Origin of the sequence: Methylobacterium sp. WL103, from assembly GCF_008039885.1 — a bacterium.
GTDB lineage: Bacteria > Pseudomonadota > Alphaproteobacteria > Rhizobiales > Beijerinckiaceae > Methylobacterium > Methylobacterium cerastii.
The window spans coordinates 1-11,474 of record NZ_VRUX01000086.1 but is presented as its reverse complement, the minus strand read 5'-3'; the positions used below and the strand labels follow the sequence as shown (position 1 = coordinate 11,474).

Annotated in this window: 10 protein-coding genes; 4 read left to right on the top strand and 6 right to left on the bottom strand. The window is 71.3% G+C overall.

Going from position 1 to position 11,474, the window contains the following annotated elements:
- Positions 1 to 300: 300 nt before the first annotated feature.
- From FV222_RS08165 to FV222_RS08145, 5 genes are all read right to left on the bottom strand, one after another.
- A complete protein-coding gene (locus FV222_RS08165; RefSeq protein ID WP_147727562.1) occupies positions 301 to 1,104 on the bottom strand; it encodes a succinate dehydrogenase iron-sulfur subunit in 804 nt (267 codons plus the stop codon).
- 94 nt (positions 1,105 to 1,198) lie between these two features.
- The gene (gene sdhA, locus FV222_RS08160; RefSeq protein ID WP_147753923.1) at positions 1,199 to 3,016 is read right to left on the bottom strand and encodes a succinate dehydrogenase flavoprotein subunit; all 1,818 of its coding nucleotides are present in this window, start codon (positions 3,014 to 3,016) and stop codon (positions 1,199 to 1,201) included.
- Positions 3,017 to 3,047: 31 nt separating this feature from the next.
- Positions 3,048 to 3,467: a succinate dehydrogenase, hydrophobic membrane anchor protein gene (gene sdhD / locus FV222_RS08155; RefSeq protein WP_147753924.1), complete on the bottom strand. Its 420-nt coding sequence runs from the start codon at positions 3,465 to 3,467 to the stop codon at positions 3,048 to 3,050.
- Between the two features lie 12 nt (positions 3,468 to 3,479).
- Positions 3,480 to 3,881, bottom strand: coding sequence for a succinate dehydrogenase, cytochrome b556 subunit (sdhC, locus tag FV222_RS08150; RefSeq protein ID WP_147762884.1), 402 nt, complete (start codon positions 3,879 to 3,881; stop codon positions 3,480 to 3,482).
- 183 nt (positions 3,882 to 4,064) lie between these two features.
- Positions 4,065 to 5,366, bottom strand: coding sequence for an SLC13 family permease (locus FV222_RS08145; RefSeq protein ID WP_238272505.1), 1,302 nt, complete (start codon positions 5,364 to 5,366; stop codon positions 4,065 to 4,067).
- Positions 5,367 to 5,558: 192 nt separating this feature from the next.
- On the opposite strand from FV222_RS08145, the gene FV222_RS08140 reads away from it, so the two are divergent.
- The 3 genes from FV222_RS08140 (at position 5,559) to FV222_RS08130 (ending at position 9,758) form a co-directional block, all read left to right on the top strand.
- Positions 5,559 to 6,461 carry a LysR substrate-binding domain-containing protein gene (locus FV222_RS08140; RefSeq protein ID WP_187275236.1) on the top strand — a complete coding sequence of 301 codons (903 nt, stop codon included), beginning with the start codon at positions 5,559 to 5,561 and terminating at the stop codon, positions 6,459 to 6,461.
- Positions 6,462 to 6,651: 190 nt separating this feature from the next.
- A complete protein-coding gene (locus FV222_RS08135) occupies positions 6,652 to 7,839 on the top strand; it encodes an NAD(P)/FAD-dependent oxidoreductase (RefSeq protein ID WP_246685376.1) in 1,188 nt (395 codons plus the stop codon).
- 230 nt (positions 7,840 to 8,069) lie between these two features.
- On the top strand, positions 8,070 to 9,758 hold the full coding sequence (locus FV222_RS08130) for a thiamine pyrophosphate-binding protein (RefSeq protein WP_147762882.1): 1,689 nt from the start codon (positions 8,070 to 8,072) through the stop codon (positions 9,756 to 9,758).
- Positions 9,759 to 9,764: 6 nt separating this feature from the next.
- Here the strand turns inward: FV222_RS08130 and FV222_RS08125 are convergent, their stop codons facing one another.
- Positions 9,765 to 10,745 (bottom strand): quinone oxidoreductase, encoded by a 981-nt coding sequence (locus tag FV222_RS08125; protein ID WP_147813774.1) that lies wholly within the window; start codon positions 10,743 to 10,745, stop codon positions 9,765 to 9,767.
- Positions 10,746 to 10,857: 112 nt separating this feature from the next.
- Here FV222_RS08125 and FV222_RS08120 point away from each other — a divergent pair.
- Positions 10,858 to 11,474 (top strand): alanine racemase (locus FV222_RS08120; protein ID WP_187277262.1); only part of this gene is annotated, 617 nt, incomplete at its 3' end.

Below are 11,474 nucleotides of genomic sequence, written 5' to 3'. Positions count from 1 at the left end.
GCGCCCGAGGGCATCGCCGGCGCGATGTTGTCGATGGCGGCCTGCTGTGCCGGCGCGCGGACGCGAGGTCCGTCGAAGCGCTGCGACGAGCAGGCGCCGAGACCCGCGGCCAGCGCGAGGGGGGGGGGCGGCGGTCGGGGCTTCCCCGGCGCGCGTGCGGCGCCCCTTGCGGGCCCTTGCGTCGGGGGCAAATGCGATGGCCGCAAGGCGGGGGATCGGGGAACACCCACCGGAGTGCCAGGGAGCGGGGCTTTTCGCGGCGAGTGTGGCGGGGCGGCCTCAGTGCCGCGCCCCGCCGGATCAGACCGTGCGCTCGACCATCATCTTCTTGATCTCGGCGATGGCCTTGGCCGGGTTCAGGCTCTTCGGGCAGGTGTTGGCGCAGTTCATGATCGTGTGGCAGCGATAGAGCTTGAACGGGTCGTGCAGCGCGTCGAGGCGGTCGCCGGTGTTCTCGTCGCGGCTGTCGATCAGCCAGCGGTAGGCCTGCAGCAGGGCGGCCGGCCCCAAGAACTTCTCGCCGTTCCACCAGTAGCTCGGGCACGAGGTGGTGCAGCAGGCGCACAGGATGCACTCGTACAGCCCGTCGAGCTTGGCCCGGTCCTCCGGGGTCTGCGGCCATTCCTTCTCGGGCGCCAGGGTGTCGGTCTTGAGCCAGGGCTCGACCGAGGCGTGCTGGGCGTAGAAGTTCGTCAGGTCGGGAACGAGGTCCTTCAGCACCGGCATGTGCGGCAGCGGATAGATCTTCACCGCCGCGGTCTTCCGGCCCTTCGCATGCTCCTGGCACTCGTCGATGCCCATGGTGCAGGCGAGCGCGTTCTGGCCTTCGATGTTCATGGCGCAGGAGCCGCAGATGCCCTCGCGGCAGGAGCGGCGGAACACCAGCGTCGAATCGACCTTGTTCTTGATCCACAGCAGCGCGTCGAGGACCATCGGCCCGCAATCGTCGCGGTCGACCTGGTAGGTGTCGATCCGCGGGTTCTTCCCGTCGTCCGGGTTCCAGCGGTAGACGCGGAACTCCTTCAGGTTCTTGGCCCCCGTCGTCGCGGGCCAGGACTTGCCCTCGGTGATCTGGGAGTTCTTGGGGAGGGAGAATTCGGCCATGGCTGTCGTTGGCTTCCGCTAGAGTCGATCGAAGCAACGATCGGCAAGACGCATCGAGGACGCGGCCTCGCCGATCGGCTTTCCGAAGCGCAGCTTAGTAAACGCGCGCCTTCGGCTCGATGTACTGGATCTCGTTCGACATCGTGTAGGTGTGGACCGGGCGGTAGTCGATGTTCACCCGGTGGGCGCTCTCGTCCAGCCACGACAGGGTGTGCTTCATCCACTCCTTGTCGTTGCGGTCGGGGAAGTCCTCGCGGGCATGCGCGCCGCGCGATTCCTCGCGGTTGGCGGCCGATTCCATCGTGACGACCGCCTGGCCGATCAGGTTGTCGAACTCCAGGGTCTCCAGGAGGTCGGTGTTCCAGACGAGCGACCGGTCGGTGATGCGGATGTCGGCCGACGCGCTCCAGACCTTGTGGATCAGGCCCTTGCCCTCCTCCAGCACCTCGCCGGTGCGGAACACGGCGCAGTTGTTCTGCATCGTCTTCTGCATCTCGAGGCGCAGGTCCGCGGTCGGCGTGCCGCCGTCGGCGTAGCGGAAGCGGTCGAGGCGGGTGAGCGCCTTGTCGGCCGAGTCCTTGGCGAGGTCCATCGGCCGGCCGTTCGGCTCGACGATCTCGGCGCAGCGCTGGCCCGCCGCGCGGCCGAACACCACGAGGTCGATCAGCGAGTTCGAGCCGAGGCGGTTGGCGCCGTGCACCGAGACGCAGGCCGCCTCGCCGATCGCCATCAGGCCGGGCACCACGGTGTCGGGGTTGCCGTCGCGCAGCGTCAGCACCTCGCCGTGATAGTTCGTCGGGATGCCGCCCATGTTGTAGTGCACCGTCGGCAGCACCGGGATCGGCTCCTTGGTGACGTCGACGCCGGCGAAGATCTTGGCCGATTCCGAGATGCCCGGCAGGCGCTGGTGCAGGATCGCCGGGTCGAGGTGGTCGAGGTGCAGGAAGATGTGGTCGCCGCCCTTGCCGACGCCGCGGCCGGCCCGGATCTCCATGGTCATCGAGCGCGAGACCACGTCGCGCGAGGCGAGGTCCTTCGCCGACGGCGCGTAGCGCTCCATGAAGCGCTCGCCCTCGGAGTTGGTGAGGTAGCCGCCCTCGCCGCGGGCGCCCTCCGTGATCAGGCAGCCGGCGCCGTAGATGCCGGTGGGGTGGAACTGCACGAACTCCATGTCCTGCAGCGGCAGGCCGGCGCGCAGCACCATGGCGTTGCCGTCGCCGGTGCAGGTGTGGGCGGACGTCGCCGAGAAGTACGAGCGGCCGTACCCGCCGGTGGCCAGGATCACCATCTGCGCGCGGAAGCGGTGGATCTCGCCGGTGGCCTGGTCCATGGCGACGACGCCGCGGCAGCGGCCCTCGTCGTCCATGATCAGGTCGAGGGCAAAGTACTCGATGAAGAAGTTGGTCTGGTTCTTCACCGCCTGCCCGTAGAGGGTATGGAGCATCGCGTGCCCGGTTCGGTCGGCGGCCGCGCAGGTGCGCTGGGCGGTGCCCTTGCCGTAGTCGGTGGTCATGCCGCCGAACGGCCGCTGGTAGATCTTGCCCTCCTCCGTGCGGGAGAACGGCACGCCCCAGTGCTCGAGCTCGTACACGGCCGCCGGGGCGTTGCGCACCAGGTACTCGATCGCGTCCTGGTCGCCGAGCCAGTCCGAGCCCTTCACGGTGTCGTACATGTGCCAGCGCCAGTCGTCCGGCCCCATGTTGCCGAGCGAGGCCGAGATGCCGCCCTGCGCCGCCACGGTGTGCGAGCGGGTCGGGAACACCTTGGTGATGCAGGCGGTGCGCAGGCCGGCCTGCGAGCAGCCGACGGTGGCGCGAAGCCCTGCGCCGCCCGCGCCGACGACGACGACGTCGAAGGTGTGGTCGGTGATGGAATAGGCGGGTCCCTGCCCGTTCTGTCCGTTGGCGGCCATGGAAGGCTCCTTCAAGCTCGCGGGAAGCAGGTCAGACGAGGCGGCCGAGCCCCACGCGCAGGATGGCGTAGAGGCAAGCCACGGCCACGACGACCGCGTAGAAGTTGTTGGCGAACACCGCGGCGATCTTCAGCCCCGGGCTGTGGATGTAATCCTCGATGATCACCTGCATCCCCAGACGCATGTGGATCGCGACCGAGGTCACGGCCAGGATCAGGACGATCGCGACGAAGGGGTGCGACACCAGGGCCACCGCCTCCGGATACGGTCGGCCGGCCATCAGGGCGATGATCACCACGAAGGCGAGCATCAGCGGCGCGTTGGCGGCGGCGGTCAGGCGCTGCATCCACCAATGCCCGACGCCGTGGTGGGCGACGCCGAGGCCGCGGACGCGGGCGCGGGGGGTGCGGATCGAGACCTGCGGGTTCTGAAGGATCTTGGCCTTGGCCATGGCGGCAACTCCTCAGCGCGCCAGAAGGGCGACGGCCCAGACGACGACCGTCAGCGTCGTCGAACCGATCAGGGTGGCGCGGGCCAGCGCCATGCGCTTGTCGCGGTCGAAGCCGTAGCCGGCGTCCCACACGAAGTGGCGCAGACCGCCCAGCATGTGGTGCAGCAGGATCCAGGTGTAGGCGAACAGCACGATCCGCCCGATCCAGGACCCGAAGAACCACGCCACCCAGGCGTAGGCCGCCGGGCCGGAGGCGAGCGCCACGAGCCAGATCGCGACGAGCGCGGTGCCGCCGTAGAGGGCGGTGCCGGTGACGCGGTGGAACACCGACATCGCCATCGTCCAGGTCCAGCGGTAGATCTGGAGGTGCGGCGAGAGCGGCTGGGCCACGGTGGGGCGTGCGGTGGGTGCCATCGTGCGGGGGGCCTCGTGTCGTTCTCGGAATGGGCTTCGAATTGGACCGTCTCTAATCTGTAGCGCTAGAGGTCCAGGCGTTTCGCCGCAATGCGGCATGGCGGGGCGGTGTTGACGATTCCGCCGGGATATCGCCTTCCCATTGCTGTCCCGGGGGCTCTGCTTTCGCGATAGGCTGCCTTGTCATGGCAGCCGTCCGATCAGTCGCCACCACAGGTAGTCGAGGGGTGCGGCGACCAGCAGCCCGGCGATGCCGTAGGCGAAGGTCGCCCGCGTCGCGTCCGCGAGGGACACCCCGCCCAGCTCGCGCGCGAACACGATGGGCGGCGCCTGGTAGGGGAAGAACAGGGTCGCGTAGCCGACCACCTGCACCATCACCACGTCGAGCAACGGCCAACCGCTGGCCTTCGCCATCTCGCCGGCCAGCGCCGTGTAGAGCGCGGGCGCGCCGTTGGCGGTGACGACCAGGGCGAGCGCCGTCGCGATGCCGACGAGCACGGCGAAATTCTGGACCGGGGCGCCGGGGCTGAGGGGCGCGACCGCCAGCAAGGCGTGGCCGAGGCGCTCGCCCAGGCCGGTCTCGTTGACCAGCGCGACGAGGCCGAGGAGGGCGGCGATGTAGAAGCAGGTGCGCAGGGAGACTTGCGTGAACGCCTCCGCCGGCAGCACGCCGACCCGCGGCATCAGGCAGATCACCGCGGCCGAGAGCCCGACCCAGGCCGGGGCGATCCCGTGCAGCCCGTCGGTGGTCCACAGGACCAGGGTGCCGACGAGGATCGCCGCGAGGCGGCGCTCGGCGGGCGAGGCCGGCGGCAACGCCGGCAGGGCCGCGGCCTCGGCCTCGAGCCGGTCGGGGAACAGTTTTACGAGCAGCAGGACGAGGAGCGCGCCCTTGACCAGCGCGAGCACCGGCGCGTGCAGCCAGAGATAGGGCAGGTAGGTGAGGTGCAGCCCCTGGAGCCGCTCGGCGGCGCCGGCCATCACGAGGTTCGGGACGTTGGCCGGCAGGATCGCCGCCGACAGGATCGGGGTCGCGAGCCCGATCGCCATCACCGCGCCGACCCGGCCCTTGCGACCGGGCGCCAGCCCGAACGCGTCGCAGAGCGACAGCGTCACCGGGATCATCAGGGCGATGCGCCCGAGGTTCGACGGCATCACGAAGGCGAGAAGGAAGCTGAACCCCACGAGCCCGGCGATGAAGCGCGCATAGGAGCCCGAGAGCCGGCCGCTCAGGCCCTGCGCCAGGCGCGCGCCGAGGCCGGTCCGGGTCATCGCGAGGCCGACCACCATCCCCGACATCACCAGCCAGAAGGCCGACGACGCGAAGCCCGAGAACACCGTCGCCGCCGCGCCGAGCTTGAGCAGCATCGCGAGCGCGAAGAACAGGAGCGCGGTGACGATCTCGGGCAGCAGCGCCGTCGCCCACAGCCCCATGCAGAGCACGAGCAGGCCGGCGGTCGCCAGGATCGTCGTCTCGCCTCCCATGTTGCTTTGCTCCGCCGCGTTCGGTTCCAGGCTCGTTTAGGGGCCGGATTGGAACGGTTCGCAATACGGCATCCTTTGACGGTGCCTTCGCGAACGGCGAAGGATGTGGACCGCGGTCGCCCGTCGCGCAGGCTCGGCCCAGGGATTCGCACAGGGCGGCTTCGCGCCCGGCGAACAAGGAGGCGTCCTGCGATGATGCGCTTCGACCTGCCCGACCTCACCCTCTTCCGTCACGTGGTCGAGGCCGGCTCGATCACCCACGGGGCTGCGCGGGCGAACCTCGCGCTCGCCGCCGCCTCGACGCGCATCCGGGCGATGGAGACCTCGCTCGGCGCAGCCCTCCTCACCCGCAGCCGCCTCGGCGTGGTCCCGACCCCGGCCGGGCGGACGCTGCTGGCCCATGCCCGCGGGCTGATCGCCGGCATCGAGCGGATGCAGGGCGAGCTCTCGGCCTATTCCGGCGGCACCGTCGGGCAGATCCGGGTCCTGGCCAACACCAACGCGCTCACCGAATTCCTGCCCGATGCGCTCGCCGCCTACCTGACAAGGAACCCCGGCGTCAGCGTCGAGATCGACGAGCACACCTCGGACGAGATCGTCGGCCTCGTCGCCGACGGGCAGGCCGACCTCGGCATCCTGTCGGGCACGGTCGACACCGGCACCCTGCAGACGTTTCCGTTCCGGAAGGACCGGTTCGTGCTCGTGGCGGCCCGCGGCCACGCCCTGGCCGAGCGCGAGACCGTCTCCTTCGGCGAGGTCCTGGCGCACGACCTCGTCGGCCTCGACCGGGCGAGCGCGCTCACGCGCTTCCTCGCCGACAAGGCGGCCCGCGTCGGGCGCCCGATGCGCCTGCGGGTGCAGCTGCGGGGCTTCGACGCCGTCTGCCGCCTCGTCGAAGCCCGCGTCGGGGTCGGCATCGTGCCCGAGAGCATGGCCCGGCGGGTGGCGCGCGGCCTCGACATCGCCGTCGTGCCGCTGGTCGAGCCCTGGGCGACCCGCGCCTTGACCCTGTGCCTCCGCAGCTTCGAGGGACTTCCGGCCTTCGCGCAGGACTTCGTCAGGCACTTGCGCGATGGTGGTGAGAACCGAGCGTAGGTCACAAGCTCTCATTGTTCGAGATAATGAATACATTCTACCTAGGGTAGAATGTTTCCGAATTTTTCAAACCGTGCACGTTTCGTTGATCGCGGAGGACTACGCAAAGACCTTTTTTCGGGATGGAGTCTGCCATCTCTACCGTGCGGGCGTCGCGAAGACGCTGGCTGCCGGACGGATGTCTTCGATGATGCCTGCTCAAACAGACTGCTTCGACGTCGTGGTGATCGGCGCCGGCCTGGCCGGAACCTGCCTCGCCGGCCGCCTCGCCAGCCAGGGCCGCAGCGTGGCGCTGATCGACGCCCACGCCGTCCACCCGCACGATTTCCGTGCGGAGAAGTACGGCTCGGCGCAGATGACGCTGTTCGAGGCGCTCGGCTTCGGCGACGCCACCCGCGGCTGCACGACCCGGACCGATTCCGTCCGGGTCGTCCGCTTCGGCCGCCTCGCCCACTGGGAGCGGACCACCGAATACGGCGCCGCCTATCCCGACCTGATCAACGCCCTGCGCGCCGCCCTGCCCGCCGGGCTGCTCACCGTCGGCCGGGTCGCCGACCTCGACCTCGGCCCGGACCGGCAGGTTGTCACGCTCGCCGACGGGCGCCGGTTCGAAGGCCGGCTCGTCGTGCTGGCCACCGGCCTCGGCGACGTGCTGCGCCGCAAGGCCGGGATCTCACGGCGCGTGATCGGCGAGCGACACTCCCTGGCCGCGGGCTTCGACATGGCCGCGCCGCGTTCCGCCTTCCCGTTCCCGGCGATGACCTACTTCTCCGAGCGCTTCGGCGGCGGCGACGCCTACCTCACGCTGTTCCCCCTCGGCGAGACCATGCGGGCGAACCTGTTCTGCTACCACCAGCCGAACGACCCCTGGACGAAGGCGCTCCGCGCCGACCCGGAGGGCGCCCTGCGCACGCTGATGCCGGGGCTCGCCGCCCATTGCCCGGACCTCGCGATCGCGGGCGCGGTCGAGGTTCGCCCGATCGACCTGATGCGGGCCGAAGGCCACGTGCGCGACGGGCTCGTCCTCGTCGGCGACGCGTTCCAGACCGCCTGCCCGATTCCCGGCACCGGGATCGGCAAGGTGCTGACCGACGTGCGCCAGCTCGCCGAGGCGCACCTGCCGGGCTGGCTCGCGACGCCGGGGATGGGCGCCGACAAGGTCGCCGCGTTCTATGCCGACCCGGTCAAGGTCGCCTGCGACGCCGCGAGCCTGGAATCCAGCCTCTACGCCCGCGCGCTGGCCACCGAGACGACCCTGCCCTGGGCGGCCCGCCGGGTGCGCAACCGCGTCGCGCGCCACGCGATCCGCTACGCGACCGACGCCTCGCGCGGGGCGATGCGCGCAGCCTCGGTGGTCGTGGCCCACTTGGCGGTGTGAAGCGGGCTTGGCCGTGTGACGCGAACTCGGCCGTGTAATACTAAGTCTCATGGGTCAGGACCCATGACGTCCGGCGGATTGCCGCCGCCCCGCAGTCGCGGGGGCCAGACCTCGATGAGTCGGGCTCATCGAGGTCTGGTATAACGCGGACTCGGCCGTCCGACGCGCGCCGCGCGGTTGCCCCGTCCCACCGTTGGCGTAGCCTCGGTGGCGCGACGGAGGGGACGGCGATGGCGATCACCAATGTGGAGTCTCTGGGCAGCCGCCGCGGGGCGATGGTGCTGCTCGAGGTGCTGCGCTCCGAGGGCGTGCGCTACATCTTCGGCAATCCCGGCACCACCGAGCTGCCGCTGATCGATGCGCTCACCGACACCCCCGACATCGCCTACGTGCTGGCGTTGCAGGAGGCGAGCGCGGTGGCGATGGCCGACGGCTACGCGCACGCCGCGCGCCGGCCCGCCTTCCTCAACCTCCACACCGCCGGCGGCCTCGGCCACGGCTTCGGCAACCTGATCAACGCCCACGTCTCCGGCACGCCGCTGGTGGTGACGGCCGGCCAGCAGGATTCGCGGCACGCGATCACCGACCCGCTGCTGTTCGGCGACCTCGTCAGCCTCGCCACCCCCGCCGTGAAGTGGGCGCGCGAGGTGACGAACGCCGACCAGCTGCCGACCCTGCTGCGGCGCGCCTTCCACGATTGCTCGGCCGCCCCCTCCGGCCCGGTTTTCCTGTCGCTGCCGATGGACGTGATGGAGGCGATGACCCAGGCGCCCGCCGGCGGCGTCTCGACCATCGACCGCTGCGCCGTGGCGGGCTCGCTGGACCGGCTGGCCGACCATCTCGCCGCGGTGGCGCCGGGGCGCCTCGCCCTCATCGCCGGGGACGAGATCGACGCCAGCGACGCGTCCAGCCAGGCCGTGGCGCTCGCCGACCTCCTCGGCGCGCCGGTCTACGGCTCGTCCTGGCCGGCCCACATCCCCTTCCCCACCGCCCACCCGCTCTGGGCCGGGAGCCTGCCGACCAAGGCGACCGAGATCGCGAAGATCCTCGGCGCCTACGACGCTGTGTTCGCCCTCGGCGGCAAGTCGCTGATCACCGTGCTCTACACCGAGGGCTCGGCGGTGCCGGCCGGCACGCAGGTGTTCCAGCTCTCGGCGGACGTGCGCGACCTCGGGCGCACCTACGAGACCACGCTGTCGATGGTCGGCGACGTCCGCGCCTCCCTCGACGCGCTGCTGCCGCTTCTGAAGCCGCGCCTCGCTGGCCGCGCCGACGCCTACGCCGCCCTGCGGGTCGCGGCCGCCCGGAACTACGCCGTCCGACGCGAAAGACTGATGGAAGCGGCCGACGCCGCCTTCGCCGACCCGGTGATCGCGCCGCTGGTGGCGGCCCGCGAGATCGCCCGCGCGGTGGGGGCCGACACCGCCATCGTCGATGAGGCGCCGGCGACGATGGCGCACCTGCGCACCTTCCTGCACAGCGAGCGGACGCACCAATACGCCTCGATGCGCGGCGGCGTGCTCGGCTGGGGCATGCCGGCCTCGGTCGGCACCTCGCTCGGCCTCGACCGCGCGCCGGTGGTCTGCGTCGTCGGCGACGGGGCGGCGATGTACTCGCCCCAGGCCCTGTGGACCGCCGCGCACGAGAATTTGCCGGTGACGTTCGTCGTCATCAACAACGCCGAGTACAACATCCTGAAGAACTACATGAAGTCGCAGACGCACTACGCCTCGGCACGCGCCAACCGCTTCATCGCCATGGACCTCACCGACCCGCGGATCGACTTCCCGGCGCTCGCCGCCTCGATGGGGGTGCCGGCGCGGCGCGTGACCCGGGCGGGCGACATCGCGGCGGCGATCGAGGCCGGGATCGCCTCGGGCGGGCCGAACCTCGTCGAGGTCGTGGTGCGGGCGACCTGAAGCGTCTCACGGGGCCAGCAGGATCGCCCCCGTCGTCGCCCGCGCCTCCGCCGCGCGATGCGCCTCGGCGACGTCCGCCAAGGGGAACCGCGCCCCGATGCGCGAGACGATCGCCCCGGAGGCGATGGCGGCAAAAACTTCGGCGGCGTTGGCCCGCAGGGTCGTGGCGTCGGCGTTGTGCGGGAAGACCGAGGGGCGGGTGAGGAACAGGCAGCCCTTCTTGTTCAGGAGCTCCGGCTCGATCGCCGGCGCCGGGCCGGAGGCGGCGCCGTAGAGCACCACGAGGCCGAAGGGCGCGGCGAGGTCGAGGGAGTGCAGGAAGGTGTCGCGGCCGACCGAATCGTAGACGACCCGCGCCTTGCGCCCGCCGGTGGCGGCGAGCAAAGCCTCGGGCCAGCCCCCTTGCGAATAGTCGATCGCCACGTCGCAGCCGGCCTCGCGCGCCACCGCGCACTTCTCCGCCGAGCCGGCGGTGCCGACGACGACGGCGCCGAGCGCCTTCGCCCAGCGGCACAGGATCTGCCCGACGCCGCCGGCGGCTGCGTGGACCAGCACCATCTCGCCCGGCTGCACCGCGTGGGTGCGCCGGAGCAGGTACTGCGCGGTCATCCCCTTGAACAGCAGGGCGGCGGCGTCCTCGTCCGAGACGGCGTCGGGGATGGCCACCAGCTTGTCGGCCGGCACGATCCGCCGGTCGGCGTAGGCGCCGAGGCCGGCGTTCATGGTCGCGACCCGGTCGCCGACCCGGAAGCCCGCGACGCCCTCGCCCAGCGCCTCGATCCGCCCGGCGGCCTCGTGGCCGAGCCCGGTCGGCAGCGGCAGCGGGTAGGCGCCCTTGCGCTGGTAGACGTCGATGAAGTTGAAGCCGATCGCGGTCTGGCGCAGCAGCACGCTGCCCGGCCCCGGCGGCGGCACCTGGACCGGCTCGAGCCGCATCGCCTCGGGGCCGCCGAAGTCGCGGAGGATGACGGCGTTCGCGTCGGTCATGGCGTTTCTCCGAACTTCGGCCGCGTTCATGGGCGCCGTCTTGGCGTAGACCTAGCCCCGCGCCCGGCCTCTGCCTAGAAGGCGCTCGATGCAACCGGAAAGGGAGAGTGCGATGGCCGTCGCCGACGTCGCCGCGGATTCGCTCGCCGCCCTCGACACCCCCTGCCTGCTCCTCGACGAGGCGCGCCTGACCGCCAACGTCGCGCGGATGCGCGAGCGGCTTTCCGGCCTCGGCGTCGCATTCCGGCCTCACCTCAAGACCGCGAAGTCGCTCGCCGTCGCGCGGCGCGCGATGACCGGCCCGCACGGTCCGGCCATGGTCTCGACGCTCCGCGAGGCCGCCTACTTCGCCGAGGGCGGCGTCACCGACCTGACCTACGGCGTCGGCATCGCGCCGCAGAAGCTCGACCGGGTCGGCGGCATCCGCCGGCAATTCGGGGCCGACCTCGCGATCATCCTCGACAGCGTCGCGCAGGCCGAGGCCGTCGCGGCCTGGGTGGCGGCCAACCGCGATCCCTCCTGCGCCCCCTCCTGCACCTCCCTGCCCTGCCTCATCGAGGTCGACGCCGACGGGCACCGCTCCGGCGTCGCCCCGGACGACGCCGGCACGCTCGTCGCCATCGGCCGCATCCTCGTCGACGGCGGCGCCGAGCTGCGCGGGGTGCTGCTGCATGCCGGCGACAGCTACGGCCTCGACGACCCCGAGCGAATCGCGGCGGCGGCCGAGGC

Bases quoted from the DNA above. Each gene is read 5' to 3' on its own strand.
- FV222_RS08165 (WP_147727562.1), bottom strand. From the start codon at position 1,104: ATGGCCGAATTCTCCCTCCCCAAGAACTCCCAGATCACCGAGGGCAAG.
- sdhA (WP_147753923.1), bottom strand. From the start codon at position 3,016: ATGGCCGCCAACGGACAGAACGGGCAGGGACCCGCCTATTCCATCACC.
- sdhD (WP_147753924.1), bottom strand. From the start codon at position 3,467: ATGGCCAAGGCCAAGATCCTTCAGAACCCGCAGGTCTCGATCCGCACC.
- sdhC (WP_147762884.1), bottom strand. From the start codon at position 3,881: ATGGCACCCACCGCACGCCCCACCGTGGCCCAGCCGCTCTCGCCGCAC.
- FV222_RS08145 (WP_238272505.1), bottom strand. From the start codon at position 5,366: ATGGGAGGCGAGACGACGATCCTGGCGACCGCCGGCCTGCTCGTGCTC.
- FV222_RS08140 (WP_187275236.1), top strand. From the start codon at position 5,559: ATGATGCGCTTCGACCTGCCCGACCTCACCCTCTTCCGTCACGTGGTC.
- FV222_RS08135 (WP_246685376.1), top strand. From the start codon at position 6,652: ATGCCTGCTCAAACAGACTGCTTCGACGTCGTGGTGATCGGCGCCGGC.
- FV222_RS08130 (WP_147762882.1), top strand. From the start codon at position 8,070: ATGGCGATCACCAATGTGGAGTCTCTGGGCAGCCGCCGCGGGGCGATG.
- FV222_RS08125 (WP_147813774.1), bottom strand. From the start codon at position 10,745: ATGACCGACGCGAACGCCGTCATCCTCCGCGACTTCGGCGGCCCCGAG.